The 26,363-nt window shown below is 43.3% G+C and carries 17 protein-coding genes; 7 read left to right on the top strand and 10 right to left on the bottom strand.

Annotated elements, in window-relative coordinates:
- Window positions 1-132 precede the first annotated feature (132 nt).
- The 5 genes from RH96_RS05860 to RH96_RS05840 form a co-directional block, all read right to left on the bottom strand.
- A complete protein-coding gene (locus tag RH96_RS05860) occupies window positions 133-621 on the bottom strand; it encodes a YadA family autotransporter adhesin (protein ID WP_010198494.1) in 489 nt (162 codons plus the stop codon).
- 54 nt (window positions 622-675) lie between these two features.
- Window positions 676-1,266 (bottom strand): hypothetical protein, encoded by a 591-nt coding sequence (locus tag RH96_RS05855; protein WP_026037164.1) that lies wholly within the window; start codon window positions 1,264-1,266, stop codon window positions 676-678.
- A gap of 45 nt (window positions 1,267-1,311) precedes the next feature.
- Complete coding sequence (locus RH96_RS05850; RefSeq protein ID WP_010198482.1) at window positions 1,312-4,470, bottom strand: ESPR-type extended signal peptide-containing protein; 3,159 nt, start codon at window positions 4,468-4,470, stop codon at window positions 1,312-1,314.
- A 423-nt stretch (window positions 4,471-4,893) separates the two neighbouring features.
- Window positions 4,894-6,495, bottom strand: coding sequence for a sensor histidine kinase (locus RH96_RS05845; protein WP_010198478.1), 1,602 nt, complete (start codon window positions 6,493-6,495; stop codon window positions 4,894-4,896).
- A gap of 14 nt (window positions 6,496-6,509) precedes the next feature.
- The gene (locus RH96_RS05840) at window positions 6,510-7,205 is read right to left on the bottom strand and encodes a response regulator transcription factor (protein ID WP_010198477.1); all 696 of its coding nucleotides are present in this window, start codon (window positions 7,203-7,205) and stop codon (window positions 6,510-6,512) included.
- Window positions 7,206-7,472: 267 nt separating this feature from the next.
- Here RH96_RS05840 and RH96_RS05835 point away from each other — a divergent pair, with 267 nt between their 5' ends.
- On the top strand, window positions 7,473-8,009 hold the full coding sequence (locus tag RH96_RS05835) for a Spy/CpxP family protein refolding chaperone (protein WP_010198475.1): 537 nt from the start codon (window positions 7,473-7,475) through the stop codon (window positions 8,007-8,009).
- A gap of 143 nt (window positions 8,010-8,152) precedes the next feature.
- Here the strand turns inward: RH96_RS05835 and RH96_RS05830 are convergent, their stop codons facing one another.
- Window positions 8,153-9,742 (bottom strand): hypothetical protein, encoded by a 1,590-nt coding sequence (locus RH96_RS05830; protein WP_010198473.1) that lies wholly within the window; start codon window positions 9,740-9,742, stop codon window positions 8,153-8,155.
- Window positions 9,743-9,786: 44 nt separating this feature from the next.
- Window positions 9,787-11,868: a hypothetical protein gene (locus RH96_RS05825; protein ID WP_010198471.1), complete on the bottom strand. Its 2,082-nt coding sequence runs from the start codon at window positions 11,866-11,868 to the stop codon at window positions 9,787-9,789.
- Window positions 11,869-12,127: 259 nt separating this feature from the next.
- Between RH96_RS05825 and ggt the strand changes: the two genes are divergently transcribed.
- A complete protein-coding gene (ggt, locus tag RH96_RS05820; RefSeq protein ID WP_010198468.1) occupies window positions 12,128-14,074 on the top strand; it encodes a gamma-glutamyltransferase in 1,947 nt (648 codons plus the stop codon).
- Between the two features lie 97 nt (window positions 14,075-14,171).
- Here ggt and RH96_RS05815 read toward each other — a convergent pair whose 3' ends face one another.
- Window positions 14,172-15,302 (bottom strand): restriction endonuclease, encoded by a 1,131-nt coding sequence (locus tag RH96_RS05815; protein WP_010198466.1) that lies wholly within the window; start codon window positions 15,300-15,302, stop codon window positions 14,172-14,174.
- Between the two features lie 353 nt (window positions 15,303-15,655).
- Between RH96_RS05815 and dnaE the strand changes: the two genes are divergently transcribed.
- From dnaE to cysE, 4 genes are all read left to right on the top strand, one after another.
- A complete protein-coding gene (gene dnaE / locus RH96_RS05810) occupies window positions 15,656-19,393 on the top strand; it encodes a DNA polymerase III subunit alpha (RefSeq protein WP_010198457.1) in 3,738 nt (1,245 codons plus the stop codon).
- A 72-nt stretch (window positions 19,394-19,465) separates the two neighbouring features.
- Window positions 19,466-19,846: an Hpt domain-containing protein gene (locus RH96_RS05805; RefSeq protein WP_010198455.1), complete on the top strand. Its 381-nt coding sequence runs from the start codon at window positions 19,466-19,468 to the stop codon at window positions 19,844-19,846.
- Window positions 19,846-20,712 (top strand): RNA methyltransferase, encoded by an 867-nt coding sequence (locus tag RH96_RS05800; protein WP_010198454.1) that lies wholly within the window; start codon window positions 19,846-19,848, stop codon window positions 20,710-20,712. The genes RH96_RS05805 and RH96_RS05800 overlap by 1 nt, the downstream gene beginning before the upstream one ends.
- Before the next feature lie 191 nt (window positions 20,713-20,903).
- Window positions 20,904-21,815 (top strand): serine O-acetyltransferase, encoded by a 912-nt coding sequence (cysE, locus tag RH96_RS05795; RefSeq protein WP_010198453.1) that lies wholly within the window; start codon window positions 20,904-20,906, stop codon window positions 21,813-21,815.
- Between the two features lie 397 nt (window positions 21,816-22,212).
- Here the strand turns inward: cysE and RH96_RS05790 are convergent, their stop codons facing one another.
- Together RH96_RS05790 and pdxA are read right to left on the bottom strand one after the other, a co-directional pair.
- Window positions 22,213-22,608 (bottom strand): RidA family protein, encoded by a 396-nt coding sequence (locus RH96_RS05790; protein ID WP_010198452.1) that lies wholly within the window; start codon window positions 22,606-22,608, stop codon window positions 22,213-22,215.
- Window positions 22,609-22,958: 350 nt separating this feature from the next.
- Complete coding sequence (gene pdxA / locus RH96_RS05785; RefSeq protein WP_010198450.1) at window positions 22,959-24,047, bottom strand: 4-hydroxythreonine-4-phosphate dehydrogenase PdxA; 1,089 nt, start codon at window positions 24,045-24,047, stop codon at window positions 22,959-22,961.
- Window positions 24,048-24,381: 334 nt separating this feature from the next.
- Between pdxA and dnaB the strand changes: the two genes are divergently transcribed.
- The gene (dnaB, locus tag RH96_RS05780) at window positions 24,382-25,785 is read left to right on the top strand and encodes a replicative DNA helicase (RefSeq protein ID WP_010198448.1); all 1,404 of its coding nucleotides are present in this window, start codon (window positions 24,382-24,384) and stop codon (window positions 25,783-25,785) included.
- The last annotated feature ends 578 nt before the right edge of the window (window positions 25,786-26,363 follow it).

The raw sequence follows: 26,363 nt of genomic DNA, 5'->3' as shown, positions 1-26,363 counted from the left end.
GATTTTAGCGATCAGCAGTCCTAATATTTGAATGTTCAACAGACCCTAAATATTTATTTTCATCCATAAAAAGCAAGACATCTAATGTCTTGCTTTTTATATCTTATCAAAATTTATAATTGAGCAGCCTCTTTAGTCAAAATGGAAGCCTGCACCAATTGCTCCACCTACGTTGCCTTGGGTATCTGCTGTACCGTTCACTTTGATAACCCAGCGACCGTCGTTAGATAGCTTAGAGAAACCAATCGCTACGGCACTTTCTCCATTGTACGTACCTATACCGCCACCGATCAGCGACTTACCTGAGATATAAGCTTGAGGTAGTGAAGACATGGCCATCGCAGCTGAGATACCCGCATTTGCGTCGTCTTCCACTTCATCGATTCTGTAACCAAGATCGCTCATATTGCTATTGAGTCGACTATCAAGTGCACTAAGCTGACTGTAGTTGACAGCATCTGTCGCCTCGACACCATCGGCGACACCAGTTATGCGTTGATTACCTGCATATAGACCTTGAGCAGTCATACTCGGCCCATCTTGCATGGTGATGCCATTACTATTGATGACTGTCGTCCCAGCTGTGACACTATCAACGCTGATATTACCGTTCAGATACAAACTTGATGCTACTGCCCTCTGCGGTGGTCGTTATGTTGTTACCACCTGTGAAGCTTAGGACACTATCATCGCCAATTGGTTTATTGATATTAGCACCACTGTCTGCACCAAAGTTGAGTCCAGCATCGAGCCTATCCGTGTTGGTGTTGATATTGGTGGTATTGGTCGTAATATTGGTTGTGTTAGTCGCGATATTGCTAGTGTTAGTAGCAATATTTGTGGTATTGGTGTGATATCGGTTGTATTACTGGTGATGTTGCTAGTATTAACTTGTACGTTTTCATTAATTTCGATCGACCCTTGTCTAATAGAAGCAATCGCACCATCGATATTGCCTTGACCTGTTCCACCGATATCACTATTAGTGAAAGTACCGTTTTCAGGATTATAGACGGTGTTACCACCGATAATGCTGCTGATACCACTGCCTTGGGCATAGAGTTGACTACCATTAACGGCATCTTGGCTGTCTGCAGCTACTTCACCATTTTGGATATTGGTAATCTTGGTGTCAGCTGCATCAATGCCGCTTTTCGTGACGCTTGGACCACCCGCAATCGTGAGTCCATTATCATTGATAGTAGTATCACCGGTGGTGACACTGTTCAAAGTGATATCTGGGCTTAGATCAAAAACTAATGTCATTAGCATTGGTAGGTATAGCCGCTGCACGTAAAACCTGTGCTAGCATCAAAAGGCAGCCACATCATTGACTAACGTTCTAGACACTTTGATATTACCGTCTCTACTATTTAGGTCGATAGCATCTCCTTGTCTTACCTGAGTAGCAATATCACCTTGAGCAGTGATATCCCAACCTCGATCCAAGGCAATGGTCACTTCTCTCAATTGCCCGACGTTTACGGCATCAGAGTTCAGCTCACCTCTACCAACATTACGAATGCTGTTGCCACCATTGTCTAGACCACGGCTACTCAATGTGACCGTTCTACCTAAGCCACTATCTATAAAGGTAAAGCCTGCGTTGTTCATGATGCTATTGCCTATTTGCATACTGCCCTCATCTCCCAAGTCCAACTGGTTGTTGAGTTTAACTTGAACGCCAGTCGCAGAAGCAACAGTAGTAAGGTTACTATCACCTGTGACATTGATCGTATCACCTAATGCAAATTGCTGGTCATTGTCGCTATTGCCATCACCAATTTTAATACCTTTGGCAATTTCGTTATTGGTCGTTGTGAGCTGTGCGAAGTTTACGGCATCAGTTGGCGCAATTCCTTCACCAACTTTGATAATTCTATTATTACCATTATCAAGACCTTCGTTACTTAACGTAATGGTCTGATTAGGACCATCAGTGATGGTGACGCCTGCATTGTTAAGCACCGTGCTTTCCATTCTCACGCTACCATTTCTACCAAGCATTACATCTTCAGCCAATCTAACGTTTAGATTGCCATCTTCATCAGCAACCACACCGATGTTGTTATCAGTTAACTCTGTCGCGCCTCCTTGGATTGTTAAGGTTTGACCTAACTTACGATTGACAACAACGGTAGTGTCGTCTCCTGTAAAGTCTAGTCCCAAGTCGACCGTGCTGTTGGTTGCATTCAACTGTCTAATATTAACGGCATCTGTATCATCTTCACCATCAGCTACCTCAGTGATTCTGTTGCCACCATTGTTAAGACCCATGCTGCTTAGTCTAACCGTACTGCCACCCAAGAAGCTGACACCACCTGTGTTCAACAAGGTATCCCCTGCGGTGACACTGGTAAAGGTAACATCCGCTGCTGTCGCCACTTTAATACCACCATCTTCAGCACTAAGAACGATGTTGTCTCCTGTGAGGAAGTTAGCCGTATTGTCTGTTTTATCCAGTGTTTTAACCTCATTGCCATCTATTTGAGTGATAACCGTCTGCATAGCGCTATCAGCTTTTACCAAGCTGGCTTTGCTATCTGCACTTAAGTCAACGGCATAGTCGGTCTTGTTAGTCTCCTCGTCTTTTTTACCAGCTTTGACTGTGACTGCTGTAGACCCAGCCGAAGCGGTGACACCGTCTGCATTGACTGTATAGACATCTTGACCGTTCTGACCTATAGATTTCACAACATCAGCCACGTTAGTACCTGCGGCAACTTCTGTTTTAGCAGCGGCAGATGAGCTATTTAGCTGACTAACGTTGACAGAATCTTTATCTAAGACACCCGCTTTGACGTTTGTCACTCTCTTATTACCAGCGTTGATACCATTAGATTTAGTGATACTTGGGCCATTGACCATGCTTAGACCATCACTGGTCAACGTTGCATTAGACAGTGGGTTTGTACCTGTTACTGTCACACCAATGCCGCTGACCGTAGTCACACCGCCCATTGCCAGACCACCTGTGATCATGCCCAAGCGATTAACTTGAGTGCCACCAAAGATATTACCTGTGCTGACGCTGCCGTTATTTCCTAGATCAAGATCGTTGTTGAGTTCAAATGAGACATCATTGCTCGTTGAGTCTTTAGAGACGATGATGTTGCTGTTTTTGCTATTGAAGTCAACTGCTTCACCAGGTCCAACATTGCTTGCAGTAGCACTGTTGCCTTGTGCACTGATATCCCAGCCCTCATTTGCAATGTCTGTGACAGCTTTTAACTGAGATACATTCACTGCATCAGTATCTGCTGAGCCACCTGCAACGTTAATGATACGACGTTCGCTTTCAACAGCTCCTACCGAGACTGTGCCATTATTTGCATCAGCAGCAACATTGGTTAAGAATGAAGCACCACTTTGTACAGTTGCAATAGAGTTTTGACCTAAAGCAACGCTGTTTAGAGCATTTGCTCTAGAACCTTTGCCTAGTGCAACACCACCTAAAGCCTGAGCTTGTGCATCAAGACCAAGTGCAACGGTGTCTTGGGCAGTTGCTTTTGCTTCGTAGCCTATCGCAACCGCACGACTTGCGGTTCCGTTTGTGGCTCTTTGACCTATCGCAACTGAATTAACACCTGCTTTTGCATCTTGACCACCAGCAAAGCCGTTGAATGAAGATCTTGCACCTTCACCGATGACGGTTGCATTGGAGTTCCCAAATGTATTCTCTCCAATAACGGTTGAGTTATTACCATTTGCATTGGCATTAGAGCCAACGGCAAGAGCATCAGTACCTGTTACTGACGTGGTGTATGGCTGTGCACTACTAGAGCGGATAGGGAAATCAATGCCGGCAACGACAGTATCTAACGCTTTTAGTTGGGAGCCGTTAACCGCCTCTTTACTATTAGCATCAATCAAACCATCATCTACATTGACGATCTTTTTATTGCCAGCATTAACGCCTGTAGCAGAAATAACGACACCACCGTTAAAAGTCGCACTTTCCAAACCCGTTAAATCTTCTGCTAATTTGATAGTTAAGGTGTTACCAATACCGAATACACCTATATTACCATCCGTCAGTGGTCCAGTTGCACCACCTAAAATATTAAGTGTCTCGCCATTACTGCGTGTGATAGTTGTAGGATTATCACCTTCGAAATTTAGTGTTATTGAACCTTCAGGATTGTTTTGATCAGAGTTATTGTTGTGGCTATTGTTACCAGAGGTATGGGCATGTACGCCGTGACTGCCATGGCTATGAGTATAATCGCCATCATGGTGATTTTCTGTACCCGTAGCATTCGTCTGCATACCAAAACCAGCAGCCAATAGTCCAAGGCCTATGGCACTTAATCGTAATGTCTTGATTGTAGATAGGTTAGATGTTGTGTTGATAGCAGTGTTAGAGCTAACACTAGATTTGGAAGATTTGCCACGCCCCTTTGCATATTCACCGACTGCGGTAAAGCAATTTAAGGCTTCATTCCAGATGACTTTATAGATGCGGTTCATGATATGTACTCCCTTACAGACTTTTCAGATTTAAAAAATCAGAGATAAAATCCATCTTGCAAGAGAGTCGATATAACAAAGTGAAATGGTTTATAAACTTATAATAATGAAACCCATCTAATGTTACCGATACTAACGTCTAAGAAATAAGACGTTTTGTTTTGTAAGTTCTGTATCACTCTCTCTATATATTAGTATTACCGAATATATAGAGAGTAACAATGTCGTCCGTCTGGCATTTATTACCATTTGTCTATTATATTCATTAAAACGAATATAAAATATTTAATTTTTGAGTATTTACATTAAATTGGGACCATTTTTTGAAAAAATTTAGCTTTTAGTATAGGTAGGATATGCGCTTATTTGTATTGTAAACACATGATAAGCACATAAATTTCATATAAAATGTTTCTTATCTTCTTATCTGCTAGGCAACACTATCTGTACCACCAACCCTTGAATATCATCTTGGCGATTGTAGACATGAATCTGACCCTTATGCGCCATCACAACCGCATGGACGATTGCCAACCCCAAACCATAGCCACCTGTTTCACGATGGCGAGCCGAATCAAGCCGTACAAAGGGGTGAAAAATACGCTCTACATCTTTATCCGCGACGCCGCCGCCCTCGTCCATTATGCTGATTTGAATCGCAGGTTTCTTATCCTCCATCTCCACTTCTTTAATATCAGCAATCACTGTTGAATCAGAGGCAGTATGCATAAAAGCATTACGGATGACATTTTCAAGCGCGCTATGTAGCTGCTCTTGGTTACCAAGCACAGTCCAAGGAGTGGCTGAGTAAGCCGTTGATAAAGAATCTATCACGCGTGTATGACTCGGCTGCCATTGCCAGCGCACGTTTTTATGTTGAAACTCAAAGCAAACGTCTTGACCAATTTCACTGATAATATCAGAGAGATCAACCGCTTCGTTTTCTATATTATCGATCGTATATTGCTGCATTTGTAGAGATTGAATATGAATGATTTGCTCAATCAACTCATTCATCCGCGCCGACTCTTTGTCGATACGGTCGAGGTAACGACTGGCATTCGGTGCAAAGTCGCGAGTCAGCTCAGTCGCAACGTCAAGACGCGCCAGTGGCGATCGTAGCTCATGCGAGATATCACTGAGCATCTGCTTGCGTGCCAGCTCACTCTCAGCCAGCCGCGTTGAGAGTTTGGCCACATCTTTAGCCAGCAAACCCAATTCATCATCGCCCATTTTTGATAGATTTGGATGGGCCTGATAGTCGCCGTCAATCATACGATGTACGGTGTTTTGCACACGGCGAATACGCTGGGTCAATGTACGACTCAGCCAAACACAAACCAAGACGCTAAAGATAATAATCAACAGTAAACGTATGGGGAAATTGCCACGTTGCAGCGCTACGACGTCTGAAAAGCGCAGATGCGGACGCAATTGTATGATCACAGCCTGCTCATCTGGTAAGACGACCGTCATGTCTGCCAGTTCAGGACGACTATCAGGATCAGCCATCTTCGCGCGATTCGGGGTCATCGGTGACAGGATATGATTTAAAAGTGACGGTTCGTTATTCGATACTCTATCATCCTGATTACCAGACATTTTATTATCGGGTTTTTTATTATCCGCATTAGGCATTGACTGTATTGGTAGCATTGATGAATACCCCATTACCTGTCGATCGCTATTCATAGGTTTTTGCCTACGCCCATCTCTATCACGATAACGTGGAAATATAATGGCACCTTGCTCATCATAGACTCTGATCTGATTCATAAGCCGCCGATCTTGACGGTACATCTCCCTGACGGTGGTTAAATCACCTATTTGTAACGCCTCAGTCATTTCTTGGCGCTTAACCAATAAACTATCAATTTGCACATCCATACGAGCGGTTAGTGCTTTTTCGACCAGCCAACGTTCCACCATAATGGATAAAACTGAGGTTATCAGAATCGTCACTAATAAGCTTAAAAACAAACGCCAAAACAGGGTCATACGTATCTTAAATATTGGAGGCTTCATCGATGATTCCATCATTACAATACCAGCTGATAACCTTTACCACGAACCGCTTTGATCGGCTCATCATGAAAAGGTTGGAGTTTTTTGCGGAGTCGTGAGACATGCACATCAAGGCTACGGTCGAAGGGTTGTAATTCACGTTGTAAAACATGCTCTGACAGCCACGCTTTGCTCACCACCTCACCTTTTTGTTTCAGTAGCGCAACCAACAAATCAAACTCTGTCCCCGTCACTTGTAGCTCTATGCCATCTATCTGACAAAGCCGCTGGTTTTGATCCAGATGCAAACGGCTCTCTGGTAGCGGCGTATGCTCTGATGCCGCCGCATTGGTGCGCTTGATGACGGCATTGATACGTGCCAGCAGTTCTCTAGGATTGCAAGGTTTGGTTATATAATCATCAGCACCAAGCTCCAGACCAATGATACGATCAATCTCCTCCACTTTTGCGGTCAGCATGATGACAGGGATATCACTGATATTGGGCAATTGACGCAAGACACTCAATCCATCGATTTTTGGCATCATAATATCTAGTACCAGCAAGTCATAAGCAGCACCATTAAGTACATTATTGCTCGCGGTTTTGAGTTTCTGTATGACAGCCTCGCCATCGTGAACGCAGTCGCATGTCACCCCATGATTGTGTAAGTATTCTTGTAATAACTGGGTCAACTCTTCGTCATCATCGCCTAGTAGTATGTGTGGCACATCTTTCTCCTTAAGCGTTGGATCGCTTTATTAGCCATATTATCAGTCAATTGCTTATCGATTCGCTATAAACGTTACCTTTCTTAATACTTCATAAATGTTCGTAACCTTTAACTGTCGTAATATAGCGTCTATCAGCAGCAGCTACTGATAACAAGCTGTGATGGATAGTGGCTATCCGGGACACTTAGCACTCATAAGCTGATCAGATAAAAACTGACTTTTTCGCAACCAATAACGTATGCACCATAAATTAAGGTAATGATGATGAAAAAATTATTAATGGGCTCAGTATTAGCAATGTCTAGCATTTTCACCGTAACGGCTTGTACCAGTGTTAATGCAACCACTGATACCACACCAACGACCAGCAAAATGCAGCATAAAGATGGCATGAAAAAAGGTGGCATGAAAAAAGGCGGCATGAGAGGTCCAATGTCGCAGCTAGATCTAACAGCAACGCAACAAGCGCAAATCAAAGCCATCATGCAAGCACAACACGGTGACCGTAAAGCTGACCGTACAAAAAACAAAGCAGAACGGGTGCAAATGCAGCAACAAATGCAAGCATTGACCAATGCTAACACTCTAAATACAGCAGCAGTCAATCGCTTAGCTGATCAGCAAGCGGCTAAAACCAAACAGCACTTCATTGAGCGCGTACAGACTCAACATGCTATCTCTCAGGTATTGACCGCTGAGCAACGCGCCAAACTTGCTACATTAAAAGCTGAAAAAATGGCGAAAGGTCATAAAGGCTCAGAGCACGGTAAAATGCATGGCAAACCACATCAAGGTATGTAAGCTTTTATCAATACAGAGACTTGTATTAATATTTAATGTTTTATAAGCGTGAAAACTAAAAAGCGCATCGTATAAACGGTGCGCTTTTTTATGTATTCAATTTCAATAACGACTAACTAAACTTACCTACGATTAATCCGCTTTTAATCAACCGTCCCAAATTTCTCTTTAGCCATTGGCATGACACTAAACATCATCTTTCCTATCGCAGTACCATTGCCATCACGATAGTACTGCATCAACTCACTACCATACTCGCGCATATCAATACTATTACTGGCATTAGGCACTTGCACATCACTTGGTAAATTGGGAAATGCCATGTCTGTAGCGCTTATAGCGGAGTATTGCTGCAAAACATCTATGACCATGTTCTTACTATCGGCGGTTTCGCTCGGAAGTTCACTACGCAGATGCTGCCATTTGAGCTGACCACGCTTATCAAATCCATACAACTCTTGCGTCTCTTCTTTTGCCTCTGCCATTGTTTCCTCTATTGTCTCACTGCCACTGTCGATGCCACTCTTTATCATTGCTAGCATCTGCTGCACTAACGCTTGACTGGTAAATTTATCAGCACTTGTATTATCTACCTCGTAAGCTGCGCTTTCTTTGACCAGTTCTGGATATCGCTGACTAATCCGCTCGTAAACGATGCGCATATAATCTTGATAAAACTGCTCATAACTCTCAGCGCTTTGTACACGGCGAATGACTTGGTTACTTGCTAGCATTGCTGGTAGCTGATGCGCGGGTAACTTGGGAGAGAGCGATGCTAGCGTATTAGGGGCGACATAATCAAACTGGCTAATAGGGGCAGCATCAAATGTGGCATCTAACGCTGCAAAATGGCTTTTTATCAATTCACTACCAAAACCTTTGGGTAAGCTGCCATCATCAATGGCTAGCTTTAACCATTTGTTGCGCCATTTTGTACCGAGCTTATCGTCTAACATTTCTGAATTAAACATCGCAAAATTATCTGCCCATAGATAAATATTACCGTTTTTCAAATCTAAATAAATAGGCTGATTGACACTGCTTTGATGATTGCGCGCGTGATACTGAACGCTCGCCAACATCGTCGCCTTACCCGCCATCGGCCGATAGATACCTTGAGCATTGATAGACAATGGCTTTAGTACATAAGCATCTAGCAACTTTGCTTTTTTGATATCTTGCGCTGTTGCTCGGTCGTCGTAATTGTCAAATAACTGTTGGTAAAACGCTGGCACAGTGATCTCACTATCATATTTACTCTCTACCCATGCTTCATAGGTATCCGTACACTCAAGGTAGCGATCTTTCAGCGTCGTTCGCTCAGCATCATAATCCGCCGCCAAAATATCTTTATTTTGCGTTTCTGCTTGAGTAAGTAAGGTGGCATATGCTTGATCGTGTGTGTCTTCGCAATATTCATCGATATAAACTGAGGCGACTGGCGCTTTGGCATCTATTTCCATATTTATATCACTAAACTGCTGCTCGTTACTAATCTCAAGATTGCTATGGTAGCTAAAAGACTGTCGGCGCTTTTTTTGTAACGCCATCGCCAGTGCTGTCTTGGCTGCCACTGGCGTTTGCTTAGCAGTCGTAGCATTAGAGTGGTCAAGACTGGTAGATTGGCAACCCGTTAACAATAGCGCCCCTGTGACCAATGCACCAACAAATAAATGATTGCCATTAAGAACTGACGAAAGATGACTTGCAATGATTTGATGTGCTTTTTTCATTTTTTATCCTTATTGAATATGTGCTTGAATATGACAAGATAGCGTTATTTTTGATCGTCTATCCTGTTGTCAGCATCATCTGCGGCATCGTCTTCGATATCATTATCATCTGGACGATCAACACTGTCATATTCTGCTGCCTCATAGCTGCTATCACCATCCGCATAATCGCTACCATAGTCGTCATCATCGTAATCACCACTGCGACCACTATAATTATAGCGGGCATAACGTGCCGTTTGCAGCCTGTCTTTTTGTTGGCGTTGCTCTGCCATCCATGCACTGCCATCGATAGCCGCTTTAGCATTTGCACCAAAAGACTCAGCTAATAAAGGCGTTAGTGCATGGTTATTAAAGCTGCTTTTATCGTAGCGTATTTGGTTTAGCACGCTGGTCGTAGAGCCCATCAAATCGCCACCGATATTTATCCGCTGCTGCTTGGCAAGCAGGCGATCTGAACGATCTAAGTAATAGTAATTTATTTGATTGAAAGAGATCGGACCTATGGCTTCAATTAGCTGCAAAAGCGAACCTACATCCGCACTTTGGTAGCCTTTATTGTATAGCTGCACTTTCGCAAGCGCAGTTTTTAGCATAGCGCCATCAGGATATTTCTGTGGATTGGCATCGACATAATCCTGTAGCGACTTTGTCATGTATTTTAGGGTCTTGCCAATCATCTCACCGCTTTGCTTACTGCCAAAATAGACTTTTACCGCACGACTAGCCCCGACTTCTTTGGCAAAGGCATCACTGCGAATATCTACCGTGCTAAAGTGCTCGGGCGCAAGCTCTGCCATGCTGCTCTGTATGGCAGCGATGGCGGCATCGTAAAGCACTGCTGGCGGCAGCTGCGCCGTAATACTCTCAGGCAACCCAAAACTAACGGTATGTGAGGTCATTTGGTTAGGTAAAGGGGTGTTTTCAGGATTAACCAATGCCACGATAGGCATGATTGCCGATGGGTCTACCGTAACTGTACTATGGTTAAAATCGAATGCTAACGGTATCTGTATGGATGAGCTAATCGTTGGTGTCACATAATCATAGCTATAGACGCTTTGCAGTTGTCGCTGTTTGGGTCTGTACTGACTGACACTATTGAACGTTAAATTCTGATATTGATAAGCATTTGACGCGGCTATCTGTTCCGGCGTGCGATGGAACATACTCAGCATTTGACCAATGACGCCCGTAGATGGCATTGATGATTGGCTACCTTCTACAGCCTCTGATTGTTGTTTTGCCATTTGTATGGCTTCATAGTTTTTTAACAGATTTTTAGACTTTAAGTTCGAGACCCCTGAGAGAATTCCACCCTCTGCATTGCCATATTCATTATAGCCATCGCTGTCGTAACCCTCTCGATTGTAGCCATATTCGTTGTAATCGTCTGGATCATAGCCATCTTCATCATAATTAATATCCTCTACAACACAGACTTCATAAGCGTCATCGTCATCATTTTTATTGCATTTATTCGACTCTATACTTACCGCTGCTAACTCTGCCATAGCCTCAGTTTGCCTGTCCTCATGATCACTTTCATCATGATCACTTTCATCATAAGCACTTTCATCATAACTACTTTCATCATAATCGCCGTCAGGCTCATAAGCATAAGCTTCTATAATCGTTCTAAGCAAGCTACTAGAGCCTGCATCGATGCTATCTGGATCAATGAAAGGTGCGGCTTGATAATTGGCTTGCGCAACTGCTACGTGTTCTGTTGCCAGATGCTGACGAATAGCCGCCAGTAAATGTGATTTGGCTTGATTGTCGGTATTGGGGTGTTTTTCTTGGTTAAATAATTGTTGATAACGCTCAGATTTGGCAGTGCGGCTGGCATTAAATGCGCGGCCTTGGGCTTGGCTCTGCGCGCTATCAGCGGTACTAAAATCCATCATACTTTTTGATGCCGTAGACGATGATACCGCCGGGCTTGATTGACAACCTGCCAACCCAAACGTACTGCCAAGCAGTAATGCGCACCCTGCAATAGAGGTTAATTTGCGCGACTGATATGAATGCTTGTTATGATTGTTATGGTTATGGGCAGATGACTGATGATGAGTCATTCCAGAGTGACGCTGTTGGTCGCGTTTATGAGTGTGGTTGGATGACATAGTAATTTCTTCTTATAAATAGACAGACAATAATGAATAAATTCTAGCACTATTATTTATATCACAATGCGTTACAATTTAGTAAGATTAGAACGTATTTCTTAAAAATTTTCAGCATTTTTGATAAGACTGTTTATCTAGCAAACGTGGCACCAATTATTATGTCAATGAGGACACGCCTTAACATTCAAGCCGCTTTATTTTTACAGTCTTATTTTTACAGACCCAGCATCACCACTTGCTCAAAAAGGAATTTATAATGCAAAATCCAATATCAAAAGATGAAATTAACGCTTCTCAAAATAACTTTAAAAACAGAGCAAAAATCAAAACCGCTATTCTATTAATCAGTAGTACGTTTTTAGTATCGCTATCTGCTCATGCGGCTGAACCAACCACCAATCAATCAACTACCATCAACCCAACATCGATTAATACCAGCGCCATCAATCTCGCTATTATGGCTGATAATCCTACTGTGTTGTCTGAAACCAAACGTGTTACACGAGCCAAAACCAACACGCTTACCTCCACGATTAACAACGCCAATGCCGATCAAGCCATCTATTCTGAAGATGCGATTCATCATCCGGTTTGGGCAAAGAACAGTATGGTCGCCACCCAAGAAGCCCTCGCCTCTGATATTGGACTCAAGATTTTAAAAGACGGTGGTAATGCCGTTGATGCTGGGGTCGCCGTTGGCTTTGCCTTAGCAGTGACTTTGCCGCGTGCTGGGAATATCGGTGGTGGTGGTTTTATGATGATTTATGACGCCAAGCAAGGCAAAACGGTGGCACTCGATTACCGTGAGAAAGCGCCCAGTAGCGCCTCGCGTGATATGTATCTTGATGAAGATGGTAATGCAGTCAGCGACTTGTCTCGTTATCATGGTTTAGCCATCGGTGTGCCAGGGACGGTCGCAGGATTGCTTAAAGCGTTAGAAGATCATGGCACCATGAGTCGCGGACAAGTGATGGCACCTTCGATTGCACTGGCTGAGAACGGTATAGAAGTCACGGCTGGCTTATCCGAGTCGCTCACCGCCTTGAGCGATCGTTTACAAAAATGGCCAAGCACCAAAAAGATATTCTTTAAACCTGACGGCAGCGCCTATCAACCCGGTGAGCGCTTAAAGCAGCCTGAACTGGCTCGCTCACTGAAATTAATTGCTGCACAAGGTGCGGATGGATTTTATAAAGGGGAAACCGCAAGTAAGTTGGTCAAAGCGGTCAATGAGGCTGGCGGTAGCATGAGCTTACAGGATTTGGCTAACTATGAAGCCATCGCTCGCGAGCCAGTTAAAGGCGACTATCGTGGTTATGAGATTGTCTCGATGCCGCCGCCGTCCTCTGGTGGTATACATATCGTGCAGATTTTAAATATCCTAGAAGGCTACCCGCTAAAAGACTACGGTCAAAACAGCGCGCAAACCATTCACCTAATGGCCGAAGCCATGCAGTTGGCTTATGCGGATCGCGCAGAATATCTGGGTGATTCTGACTTTATCGATGTGCCTGCCAGCGGCTTAACCTCAGAGGCTTATGCGGATAAACTACGCACCTTAATAAATCCAGACAAAGCCACACCAGCGTCTACCATCAAAGCCAACAACCCTCTGCCCTACGAGAGTGATCAAACCACACATTTCTCTATCGTTGATAAAGACGGCAATGCAATCGCCAATACTTATACGCTGAACTTCTCTTACGGCACAGGTCTCGTCGCTGAAGGTACAGGGATTTTACTCAACAATGAGATGGATGATTTCTCTGCCAAACCCGGTGTGCCGAATGGTTATGGCTTATTAGGCGGTGAAGCAAATGCCGTTGAAGCCAATAAACGCCCGCTATCCTCGATGAGCCCGACACTGGTCTTTAAAAACAATAAACCTTATATCGTCACGGGTAGCCCCGGTGGTAGTCGCATCATCACCACCGTTACCCAAATCATCTCAAACGTCATCGATCATGATATGAATATCGCTGAGGCCACTCACGCACCGCGTATTCATGATCAATGGCTGCCTGATGAGATTCGAGTGGAGAAGGCACTGAATGTTGATACAGTTAAAAAGCTTGAATCAATGGGTCATACGGTCAGTCCGAAAGCAGCCATGGGTTCGACTCAGTCGATTATGTTGACTCCAAATGGTGTTTACGGTTCTTCTGATCCACGTATCGTCGATGCGGCAGTGGTTGGGTATTGATATAAAATCGTTATTTGATATGTATAAATAAAAAACGCTCTCTATCATAATAAAGAGCGTTTTTTTTAATAGATATGAAAAGTATTGAAAGATACCATTAGTACAATTTTATCTTGTTAAAGAAGTCATTATCTAATAATAATTTCGGTCTGGCATTGACCTCTTTTAGACCCACCTTATGTTGCATCATAAGCTCTATAAGATTCATTTGATCGATGAGTATCAGACTGTGCGAATCCGTTGCATTGGCATAGTCTTGCGCAGGCTTAGTAAAGCTTGTGGTAGTAATAAAGATGCCATGATGATTGGTTTTTTGTGGAGGATATGCGCCTATGAAGTTTCTCAAGTCACCATTCGATATATTATTGCCGTTACTATAGAGCTTGGCCTGTATATAATAATTGTGCACCTCACCATCTGGAAAATCCTGAATAATCAGTCCATCAATACCATTATCATTAGACCGTCCTGTATGACGCGAGGTCAAATTACTCTCAGGGCTTTCAATCTCTAAAGATCGTTCAATCATTTTTAGACAAAACCACTCAAACTGCAAAGGTGATAAGCTTTCAAGTTGAGCCATGATCATATCAGGCGTCACTTTGACAAAATCACTACCAACAGCAGCATCTGCATAATTATTCATAAATATAGAGGTTCGACGTTTAGTTTCGTCAATTAAATGACTAATAAGCGCATCACCATTTTTGCCATAAGCGGCAATATTAACTTTTTGCAAATCAGCAAAAGATTTATTATCAAAGCGTTTAAAGTTGGCAATATAATCACTATTTGGTATTCCTTCACCGATATATTGATTAAAATTATTACCCGCTAGCCAAAAATAAACTTTACCGAAAGGGTCTAAACGTATGATATTTTTAGGCGTTACTTTCTCATCGAAAGTAATAAAATTGGCAAAGTTCTGATTTAGATTAGGAACCAAACTAAATTTATCTTCCTTAACCAATCCCATTGCAGATAAGCATACCAAGATCAAATCAATAATTTCGTCGTAGCAAGGCGAACCATCATGACATTCATGGCGTATATCGTAATTACTCATATAGTTGATGTCTTTATGATCATTTACGATTTGCGCTAATTTCTCAAACTCTCTGTAAAATACAGTGCGACCAATAGTATTTCGCGTACTTAAGTTTTTTATAGTTTGTATACCCGCATTTAACATGTCGCCAAATGCAGGCAGCTTAGTAATATTACTCATAGTATTATCGTCTTTGTTTGATTACATGAACATTATTGCGTGAAAGAAGGCGTCAAATCAGCTTCGTTTCGCAAGAACTTAAGGACAAATGTTTATGCTACCAACTATTGAGATAAAACACAGCAAAATCTCACCTTTATAAATAAGAAAAACAAATCTTCTCACTCAGATTAAACCCTTTGAATCGGTGGCTGTCTGCGGCAAATAATGCTATTATTGACGACCCCATTTAAAACGTATCAACATGGCTATCGAGGTCTTATTTACCTTTGAACATCAATGTGAATGACTGATAAACATCTTTTATTTTATCGATAGCTTATTGCTTTTGATCGTACTAGTAAGAGTCCTCTATGGCATTTGTACACCTTGGCATTCACAGCGAATATTCGATTACCGATTCTATCGTGCGCATCAAGCCGTTAGTGAAAGCCGCTGCGGCTGATAATCAGCGCGCGCTCGCATTAACTGATTTGTCCAACCTATATGCCACGGTAAAGTTCTATCGTGCCTGCCTAGGTGCTGGTATCAAGCCAATTATCGGCAGCGAAGTCATCATGGAAAATGAAGACACACGGCTCACCCTGCTCGCAATGGACAACGAGGGCTACCAAAACATCACTCGTATCGTCTCGCTCGGCTTTACCGAAGGGCGCGCCGACGATGCCAATCATGGGGTGCCGGTCGTTAAGCGTAGTCATATTTTAGAGCATGCCGCTGGCGTGGTTGTGCTCCTCACCGAAAAGTCAGATGTGGGTCAGGCATTGGTCGGCTCCATGCCAGAAAAAGCCGACGAGCTGCTGACAGAGTGGCAAGCAAAGTTTGGTAATCGCTTATATTTTGCCATCAAGCGCACCAATCGCTCAGGCGAAGACACTTTTATTCAGGCAGCTATTCACTCAGGTGCTAAGCACAATATCCCCATCATTGCCCATAATGACGTGCGCTTCTTAAAGCAAGATGATTTTGATGCCCACGAAGCACGTGTCTGTATCGCAGGCTCCTACGTGCTTGCCGACCAAAATCGTCCACAAACTTATTCCGATGCACAGTACCTAAAAACCCAAGCGCAAATGCAGCAGTTATTTGCTGATATTCCGCAGGTGATTGATAATACCTTGCGCTTAGCAACTCGCTGTAATGTGACCTTGACGCTGGGTATTAACGTACTACCCGACTTTCCTGTGCCTGAAGGTGAGACGATTGAAACGTTTTTCCGCGCGGAGTCAGTACGTGGCCTTAATAATCGATTGGACAAGCTGTTTCCCGTTGAAGCACGTACTGATAACTGGAGCGACTTCCGCCAAAAGTATGATGAACGCTTAGAATATGAGCTAGAAGTTATCTTATCTATGGGCTTCCCCGGTTACTTCTTAATCGTCATGGACTTTATCCGTTGGGCAAAAGCCAATGGCGTACCCGTTGGACCCGGTCGTGGTTCTGGTGCAGGATCCTTGGTCGCTTATGCGTTAAATATTACCGACCTTGACCCTATCCATTACGATCTACTATTTGAGCGCTTCTTAAATCCTGAACGTGTCTCAATGCCCGATTTCGATATTGACTTTTGTATTGAAGGTCGTGACCGCGTTATTGATTATGTCGCGCAAACTTATGGCCGTGAAGCGGTTTCGCAGATTATCACTTTTGGTACTATGGCGGCAAAAGCAGTGGTACGAGATGTGGCACGCGCGCAAAGTAAATCCTACTTTCTTGCCAGTAAAATGTCTAAACTTATTCCCAAAACACCGGGGATCACACTCAGTCAAGCGCTTGAGCAAGAGCCGCAGCTGAAAGACTTAATTTCCAATCCTGATAATATGGATTATGAAGATGCCATCGAAGTATGGGAGATGGCTATCAAGCTTGAAGGTATTTGCCGGAATGTGGGTAAACATGCCGGCGGCGTATTGATTGCACCGCACAGAATCACAGATTTTAGCGCTATTTATTGTGATGATGAAGGTCACCGCGTCAGCCAATTTGATAAAGATGACGTTGAAGCCGTTGGGCTGGTGAAGTTTGACTTTTTGGGTCTGCGCAACTTGACCGTGATTGATGCTGCTGTCAGAAACATCAACTTACGCCGTGCAAAAGAAGGCAAAGATGCGTTGGTGTTAGAAGACCTACCGTTAGATGATGCTAAAGCCTATAAGCTCTTACAAGATGCCAAGACCACTGCTGTCTTTCAGTTAGAAAGTATGGGCATGAAAAAATATCTGGCGAAATTACAACCGACCAACATCGAAGATGTGATCGCCATGTGTGCGCTCTATCGTCCGGGTCCGCTCGATGCAGGCATGGTAGAGATGTATATCGACCGTAAGCATGGTCGCGAAGAAGTCATTTATGACCATCCCAACCTTGAGCCGATTTTAGAAAACACCAATGGCGTTATTGTCTATCAAGAACAGGTCATGCAAATCTCACAGGTGATGGCAGGCTATAGCTTGGGCGGTGCAGATATGTTACGCCGCGCTATGGGTAAAAAGAAACCTGAAGAGATGGCTAAACAGCGTGATATCTTCGTCACGGGTGCTACGGCACAAGGTATCGATGAAGTTACCTCCGGTGGCGTGTTTGACTTGATGGAAAAGTTTGCCGGTTACGGTTTTAACCGCTCTCACTCTGCCGCCTATGGTGTCTTGGCTTATCAGACTGCTTATCTAAAACAGTACTACCCTGCCGAATTTATGGCGGCGGTACTGACCTCTGATATGAACAACACGGATAATGTCGTATTCTTTATCAATGACTGCCGTGAGAACTTTGATTTAACCGTCGTTAATCCATCAGTGAACCGCAGTGAATGGCATTTCGTCGCTGACACGCCAACCAATATCATTTATGGTTTGGGAGCAATTAAAGGCGTTGGCGAAGGGGCAGTTGAATCTATCGTTGATGCGCGCCGCCGTGAAGGCCTTTTCAAAGACTTGTATGACTTTTGCCGCCGCGTCGATATCAAAAAGGTCAACAAGCGTACCCTTGAAGGACTGATAAACGCGGGTTGCTTCGATGACTTTGCGGCAACTTTGCGACCTGACTTGCCAGCCGATGAAGCTTACGAGATTCGCGGTGCGTTAATGAGTCAGTTGCCAAGTGCCGTGCAAGCCGCCGAGCAAGACCGTCAAAATCGTGAAATTGGTATGATGGATTTATTTGGTGAAATGGATGGTGTCGTTGCCGCGCCACCGTTAGTGATGACGCCAGAGCTAATCTGGGGTGATAAGCACCGCCTAAAAGCGGAAAAGAACACGTTAGGATTGTACTTAACTGGACACCCAATCAATGAATACTTAGAGGAAATTAAACGCTATACCTCAGGTGCACGTCTCGATAAGCTAACGGATACCGGCTATAACGGCAGCTGCTATTTTGCAGGCTTAATTATCGATATCGCCAACTTTGGCAATCGTAATGTAATTATCTTAGATGATGGAACCTCAAGACTGGAAGTCAGCTGTTATGCAGAGCGCTTTAATCGTGTCAAAGAACAGTTGAAAATCGATGAAGTCGTCATCATTAAAGGCAGTATCCGTGAGCGTGATGGACGCCTGTTTGCGCGCCTTGATAATGCGATGAGTATGGTAGATGCCCGTTTAAGATGGATGAAGAAGATCAGTATTAAGATTCATGGTAGCGATATTAATTTACTGACACGTCTGCAACCGTTACTTAAGTCTGCACAAGCCAGTATTATTCCAGCACCAAAAATGTCTTATGACAACGAGCAAGACGAGCAAAGTGGCAGCTTCAATGGCAATAGTGGTTACGATGCTGCAATGGGCGGAAGTCTGTTTGATGAAAATGGCAATGATTTATTGGCGCTAGAAAATGACATGAACCAAGATGTGCTTCAGAACGGCATCAATCAAAACCATGCTGGTCAAAGTTATGCCAATAATGCTTTGAGTAATACCGACGCCTCCATTAATGATAATTGTCTGCCACTGGGACTGAGCATTTATGAGGAATTTGGCATCGCTAATGTGGGGCTATCCGAACATTGGCGCGTCTACCCTAACGATGATAATTTGCAGCAGTTAAAGAACATGCTAAGCGAAGACAACTTACATTTCCATTACAGCTAAGACGTACCTTACTTTTCAAAACTTCATTATAGTAATCTTATTGCTTTAACTTTTAAAAATTGGACAGTAACCATGGACAAAACCACAAATAATAATATGATTGGGCAAACTGATGAAGAGATTATCAATCACGAACAGTTCGAAGACATGCGTGACTTGCTAGAAGAAGATTTTGCCGATTTGATACAGGTTTATATCACTGATAGTAAACAGCGCATCACAAACTTGCGAACGGCTCAACAACAAAACGATGATGCCGCTGGCTTTGAGATAGCTCACGCTCTAAAAGGCGCTAGTGCCAACTTGGGCACCACTCAGCTGATAAACTTGAGCTGTCAATTACAAGAGCGCTGCCGTGAACGCCGTGTCGGTGAGCAAGCTGTGCTTATTGAAGAGATTGCCATTGCATTACACCGTGCTGAACAAGAAATTAATCAGAGATTGGGACAATAATGAGTAACGACTCTGCACGAGCAGTAAATGACTACCTTGATTGCCTACAAGTGGTTATGGTCAATACGACTTTGCCTGCCAATATTGGCTCGGCAGCACGGGCAATGCATACTATGGGTCTGTCGCGTTTAACCGTTGTAGATCCCAAACTGCCAATCGATGAAACCAGTGTCTCTTATGCAGCAGGCGGCAGTGAGGTACTGTCATCAGCTTTGATAGCGCCCACACTAGAGTCTGCTATTGGAGACTGTCAGTTGGTATTCGCGGCCAGCAGTCGCAGCCGTCACTTACCGCGCCCTGTGGTGACACCCACGCAAGCCGCCAAAATCATGTGCGATTTTCTTGATAAACAATCTGCTTTTACTACAAGCAACCATACCCACGATAACCAAAGCGCTCATAGAAACGATAAACCAAATATCGCTATCTTGTTTGGACGTGAAGATCGTGGTCTAACCAACGAAGAGTTGGCTTGTGCTGATTATCATATTCAAATCGATGCCAATCCTGCTTATCCTGTTTTAAATGTCGCCTCAGCCGTGCAAGTGATTGCCAGCTTTATTTTTGCTTATGCCCAAACGCATATTCAGACAGCAAATGATTTAGATAATAATTTGAGTGCTACTACTCAGCCAACACTTGATGTGCATTTACGTCAGCAATGGGATGAGCCTGCTATTACTCAGCAGCAGTTGCAACAGCTTACTCAGCGTACCACTGACCTGATGGTGCACCGTGGTCTAGCAAATAGCGAGCATTTAAAATCGTTGCCCTCACGACTGTCTAGACTTGGCTCGCGTTTACAGCTTGATCAAAAAGAGTATCAGCTATTGAGCGCTTTGATTGCCAAACTCTCAAAAGACTAAAACAAGTCATTGTTATTGTTTATCAGCTCACCTTCGACAGCTTTTTACTATATTTTGCAGTATAAAGCTGTTATAACTTGCAGAAGCTTAGCGAAAACATGTATTCCTTGTTATCCGAACTTTACGACCACAGATTAGAGGCATCGCTGTTTTAGCAACGACACTCTACCGACGAATAGATAGGACGCTCTATGTCATTGCCAGCCAAACTGTTCAAATCTCTTGCCAGCATCAAAAAAGACCTAACAGAAGATATTGATGCGGTATTTACCCGTGATCCTGCAGCGCGTAATAGCGTAGAAGTATTACTGACTTACCCTGGCATCCATGCACTTATTTTGCATCGCGGTGCGCATTATCTGTGGCAACATGACCAAAAGCTGGCAGCTCGCGTTATTTCTTACGGCTCGCGTATCATCACCGGTATTGAAATCCATCCGGCTGCCAAAATCGGTAAGCGCTTTTTTATTGATCATGGCGTTGGTGTGGTCATTGGTGAAACGGCAGAAATCGGCAATGATGTCACGCTTTATCATGGCGTCACCCTCGGCGGCGTCTCGCAAAATAACGGCAAGCGTCACCCGACCCTAGAAGATGGTGTGACGGTCGGTGCTGGGGCAAAAGTATTGGGGCCGTTTACTGTTGGCAAAAATGCTAAAATTGGCTCCAATGCCGTGGTCGTCAAACCCGTACCAGCAAATGCCACGATGGTTGGTAGTGCGGCTCGTATGATTTCAGACTATCATGATGAAAAAGGCAATCCTATTGCGACCAAAGTGCAAGATGCCAAACAACAAGAAAAAGCGGCTCAAACGGGTCAGATAAATAAAGACAATATTGAAAGCAATACGACCAGTGCCGCACGTGCCACAGCCTTTCAAGCTTATGGTATCGACCCTTCTTCACAAGACCCTGTCGCTGAAGCCTTTGCTAAAATGCTCGAACACATTCAGCAATCAGAAAACCGCCTAGACCAATTACAATCAGCAATGTGCCAGATTGATCCTGATTTTTGCAAAAAACAATATGATAAACTGTGCTTAGAAGATTTAGATGTGATTGATCGTGCTGATGTAGATGATATTAATGATGAGAAAAAATAGCTGAGACAGTTGCTGAAAACATAAAAGGTACGGGCGCGTTATACATCAAGAAAGGTGCTAAAGTTTTGTTAACTGATATGATGTAGGCTGGGCATTTATATTGCCCAGCTTTTATTTTGAGATATTTTGGCGTAATGGACAAAATCCATGCTAAAAAGCAGAAGGTAGTGGCTAATGGACATAACGTTCGTTATGGGAAAAAGCATGGTTCCCTAGTGAGGACTTGAACCTTCATCTGTGCGCTATATAAGCTAATAGAGCAAGCTATTGAAATAATGACAATGTCCTCGCGATGTACATGTAGTGAGATTTGCCCACGCAAATTCAGCTATTTGCGGTTTAACATCCAATACTGCCCTATATGCTTTTTATAACCAAAACATACTTAGCTTTTTTGTTAGCCATTACTACTTACAAAGGCTGTTAGGTTCATAGTCATGAGTGCTCCTTTCTTTGGAAGGTCGGCTACACAGATGACTGTGCGAGCTGGAAGATGAGCACCAAATTCCTCTGCGTAAGCACGGTTCATTTCTTGAAAGTCTTCTACTCGGATTAAAAATATATGAACATGCATTACATCATTAAGTGACGCACCGACACCACTAAGCATAGAACTAAAATTTTGAACAATTTGCTTGGCTTGACTATACGCATCCGTTCCTGCCATCTTCAACGTTATAGGATCAACCCCAGGCGTTCCAGATATAGTTATAAACGGACCGGCTTTAGTAAGATGGCTATAGGGACCAATTGGCTCAAACATGTCTACTGGTGTAATGGTTTCGATTTTCATAAGTTGTGTACTAACCTTTATTTAGTGAGAATAACTACTGATTCCTAGCTCAACTGCGTAACAAGCTGGCTGAGTAATATAATACTACTAATATCGTGCTCTATAATCCAACTTCATACAACTTACATGCTTTATGCTTTTACTGGATTTTGAATATTATTTTGGTTATACCCCAGCGGAACCAGCTATTTCACCCCTCAGACGTATTAACAGACCACTTAAAACAGACTGGTATAATGGAACCACTTATATCAGAGTGTTTTTGATGATGCGATGATTCATAAATAAATAGGCATTGCTGACACTAAAGTGACCCAATACTGCGTGACAACTCTCGCCAAGGCACCGAATTATGTAAGAGGTCTATTAATAAGCGATTTATCGGCCATCTCATTGGCCATATTTAACGCTTGATATAAACTGGTAGCACTTGCACCTCCACGTCCTGCTAAATCAAGCGCCGTACCATGATCGACAGAGGTACGAATATAAGGCAAGCCCAAGGTTAGATTGACCGTATCACCAAAACCATGTGACTTGAGCACTGGCAAACCTTGGTCATGATACATAGCAATCACTGCATCACAGTTTGCTAAATGTCTAGGCGTAAACAAAGTATCTGCTGGCATCGCCTCTGATATATCGACGCCTGCATTGATAAACTCATTTAACACTGGATTGATAATCTCAATCTCCTCCACTCCCAAATGCCCACCCTCGCCTGCATGTGGATTAAGACCACAAACCAAAATACGTGGCTGCATTAAGCCAAACTTCTCTCGCATATCATCGATGACGATTTGTACTGTTTGGCGGACATTGTCAGCAGTGATGGCGGCAGGAATATCTTTTAGTGCCAGATGCGTGGTGACGAGCGCCACTTTCATGGCTTGATTAGCAAGCATCATGACGACTTTCTCACAGCCACTTTGCTGCATAAAAAACTCAGTATGACCGCTAAACATCGTGCCATCGAGCAATTTTATACCAGCATCTATCAAGGCAGATTTTTGCAATGGTCCTGTGACGATAGCAGCAACTGCTTTGTTGGTTGCCAACTGATGGGCAACTGCTAATTGCGTGGCAACCATCGCTGAATTACTGATATTAATTTGTCCATGAACGACTGGCGCAGCACAAGGCGTATTCAGCAGAATAAAAGCACTATCGCTGTTCACAGTTTGCTGTGATAATTGACTTAAAAAATCATCAGCTTCTATATTTGCATCCATCGTTTGCCAAGCTGGACAGCTTTCGAGTACGCCTGCCATTACAAGTGTATCTGCGCGCTTTTGCATAGCGGTGCTATCTGCCGTAACCCAGATTGGACGTTCAAAATCTTGCAACTTGCCTTCAGCCGCTAATAGCAGTACGACGTCCATACCAATACCAGCAGGCTCACCTGTTGTAATAAGCAGCGGCAGTCTTTTATTCGTCATAACAATGACCTTATTGTAAATTAAGTAATTGATTTTATTGTATTTATAATTAAAATTATCATATTCTGTATCTGGATGCTATATTCTATTTCCTAGTCTAGGAATTTCTATAACTACGGATTTAGTTATTTATCTCGTCTAAAAAAAGCACATAATGTGTTAAACTTTCGCCTCTGATTGTAGCATTTACAAGCAAGCACAAGACCGCCTTTTATTACTTTTTGCGTTTTAGAACTTCTTATATTCTGGTATTTTTACCATAGAGTATGCCTGACTTGTTTTGCTACATGACCAACCCACATTCTTATACCGATTTTTAACTCATTAGGCACTCATGGCAGATACTGAAAAAACCGACGACTTACTCAATCAAACCCCGCCGCACAATATCGATATTGAAAAGGCTTTGCTTGCGTCTTTGATGAGTATCGAAGAGGCGTACGATAAAATTGCGGATATCGTCACAAAAGATGACTTCTACGCTGGACGACATCAATATATTTTTGATGCCATTGCCCATTTAGCAGCCGTCAATGAACCTTATGATACGGTCATGGTACACGACTGGCTAGAAGCGCAGAAATTACTCAAAGGTGCAGGTGGTGACAGTTACTTAGCAGATATTTTGAGCCAAAGTCCCGCCACTTTATTTAACCTCACCGCTTACGCTCAGCGTGTACGTGAGCTATCTACTCTACGCCAACTGATCACTACTGGCAATGAGATGCTAGCGCTTGCCTATAATCCTAAAAGCCAAAGTGTTAGTGATATTTTGGACAGTGTCGAGGGCAAAATATTTAGTATCAATGAGCAGCACAATAAACGTGCCGAACAACGTGGCCCTGTGGGCATCACCTCTGTGCTGACCAATGTCATCGACAAAATTCAAGAGCTTAAATCTAATCCCGACGGCATGATTGGGTTGCAGACGCCATTTGCTGAATTGAACAATAAAACGCAGGGGCTGCAAGCAGGCGATTTAATCATTGTCGCGGCACGTCCCTCTATGGGTAAAACCACCTTTGCCATGAACTTGGCAGAAGGGATTTTATTCAACGAAGATTTGCCAGTCGTGGTGTTTTCGATGGAGATGCCCGCAGAGTCTATCGTCATGCGCTTGCTGTCCTCGTGGGGCGCGATTAACCAGACGCACTTGCGTTCGGGACAAATGAATGAAGACGAATGGGCGAAGATGATGAACGCCATTCAACACCTCCAATCAAAACACTTGTATATCGATGACAGTACTGCCCTACCACCATCTGAGATGCGCTCACGCTGTCGCCGTATCGCCAAAAACCATGATGGCAAGCTTGGTGCTATCGTGGTCGATTACCTACAGTTGATGAAAGTTCCTAATCTTGATGGCAACCGTGTTGGGGAAATCTCAGAGATTTCTCGTAGCCTAAAAGCTCTGGCGCGTGAACTTGAGTGCCCAGTGATTGCGCTGTCTCAGCTTAACCGTAGTCTAGAAAACCGCCCTAACAAACGTCCTATCATGTCGGATTTGCGTGAATCGGGTGCGATTGAGCAGGATGCCGATTTGATTATGTTTATCTATCGTGATGAGGTCTATAATGAAAACTCAGACCACAAAGGTGTGGCTGAAATTATCATCGGTAAACAACGTAACGGCCCTATCGGTACGCTACGGTTAGGCTTTGAGGGTCAATTTACCCGCTTTATCAACTTAACGCCCGAGTACTATCAAAACGCCAGCTTTGAAAATGATGAATAACCAATCTTATAAAGTTTAAGTTTGATAAAGATGTAGAGGTTTGGTCATCAATTAATAAATAATTTTTGGTGTAATGGACATTTTTCATGCTGACGTAGGGTCTAACGCTATATACTGTCTATATTTCCAAGGAATCAACGCCATGAATCAAAAAACTGCCCTTTTTGTAGTGATAAACACACCAAGAAGAATGGACGTAAGCTTGGCAAACAGCAGTATCAATGTCTAGCTTGCAGGCGGCAGTTTTTAGGTGGCAAAAGACTTAATAACCGAACGCTTTGGACTGAATATACGCAAGGAAAACAGACCTACCAACAACTGGCGGATAAATATCACTGTAGTCTTAAAACCATTCAAAGACGCTTAGATAAAATCAGTATTGAGTATCCAGTTAAACGTCCTAAGACTGCTAATATCATCATGGACACCACTTACTTTGGTCGCAAGTTTGGTTTAATGGTCTTTATGGACAACACCACTAGAACCGTTCTTAATTATGCGATAGTCAGTCATGAAACCAATAGTGCTTATAAGCAAGGGATTGATCATCTAGTATCGTTAGGCGTAGATATACAAAG

Source organism: Psychrobacter sp. PAMC 21119, assembly GCF_000247495.1.
Taxonomy (GTDB): domain Bacteria; phylum Pseudomonadota; class Gammaproteobacteria; order Pseudomonadales; family Moraxellaceae; genus Psychrobacter; species Psychrobacter glaciei.
The sequence above is the reverse complement of the archived record's forward strand: the minus strand, read 5'-3'. Positions and strand labels throughout refer to the sequence as shown.

Coding starts and splice junctions, on each gene's coding strand:
- RH96_RS05855 (WP_026037164.1), bottom strand. CDS start 1,266: ATGACATTAGTTTTTGATCTAAGCCCAGATATCACTTTGAACAGTGTC.
- RH96_RS05850 (WP_010198482.1), bottom strand. CDS start 4,470: ATGAACCGCATCTATAAAGTCATCTGGAATGAAGCCTTAAATTGCTTT.
- RH96_RS05845 (WP_010198478.1), bottom strand. CDS start 6,495: ATGAAGCCTCCAATATTTAAGATACGTATGACCCTGTTTTGGCGTTTG.
- RH96_RS05835 (WP_010198475.1), top strand. CDS start 7,473: ATGAAAAAATTATTAATGGGCTCAGTATTAGCAATGTCTAGCATTTTC.
- RH96_RS05830 (WP_010198473.1), bottom strand. CDS start 9,742: ATGAAAAAAGCACATCAAATCATTGCAAGTCATCTTTCGTCAGTTCTT.
- RH96_RS05825 (WP_010198471.1), bottom strand. CDS start 11,868: ATGTCATCCAACCACACTCATAAACGCGACCAACAGCGTCACTCTGGA.
- ggt (WP_010198468.1), top strand. CDS start 12,128: ATGCAAAATCCAATATCAAAAGATGAAATTAACGCTTCTCAAAATAAC.
- RH96_RS05815 (WP_010198466.1), bottom strand. CDS start 15,302: ATGAGTAATATTACTAAGCTGCCTGCATTTGGCGACATGTTAAATGCG.
- dnaE (WP_010198457.1), top strand. CDS start 15,656: ATGGCATTTGTACACCTTGGCATTCACAGCGAATATTCGATTACCGAT.
- RH96_RS05805 (WP_010198455.1), top strand. CDS start 19,466: ATGGACAAAACCACAAATAATAATATGATTGGGCAAACTGATGAAGAG.
- RH96_RS05800 (WP_010198454.1), top strand. CDS start 19,846: ATGAGTAACGACTCTGCACGAGCAGTAAATGACTACCTTGATTGCCTA.
- cysE (WP_010198453.1), top strand. CDS start 20,904: ATGTCATTGCCAGCCAAACTGTTCAAATCTCTTGCCAGCATCAAAAAA.
- RH96_RS05790 (WP_010198452.1), bottom strand. CDS start 22,608: ATGAAAATCGAAACCATTACACCAGTAGACATGTTTGAGCCAATTGGT.
- pdxA (WP_010198450.1), bottom strand. CDS start 24,047: ATGACGAATAAAAGACTGCCGCTGCTTATTACAACAGGTGAGCCTGCT.
- dnaB (WP_010198448.1), top strand. CDS start 24,382: ATGGCAGATACTGAAAAAACCGACGACTTACTCAATCAAACCCCGCCG.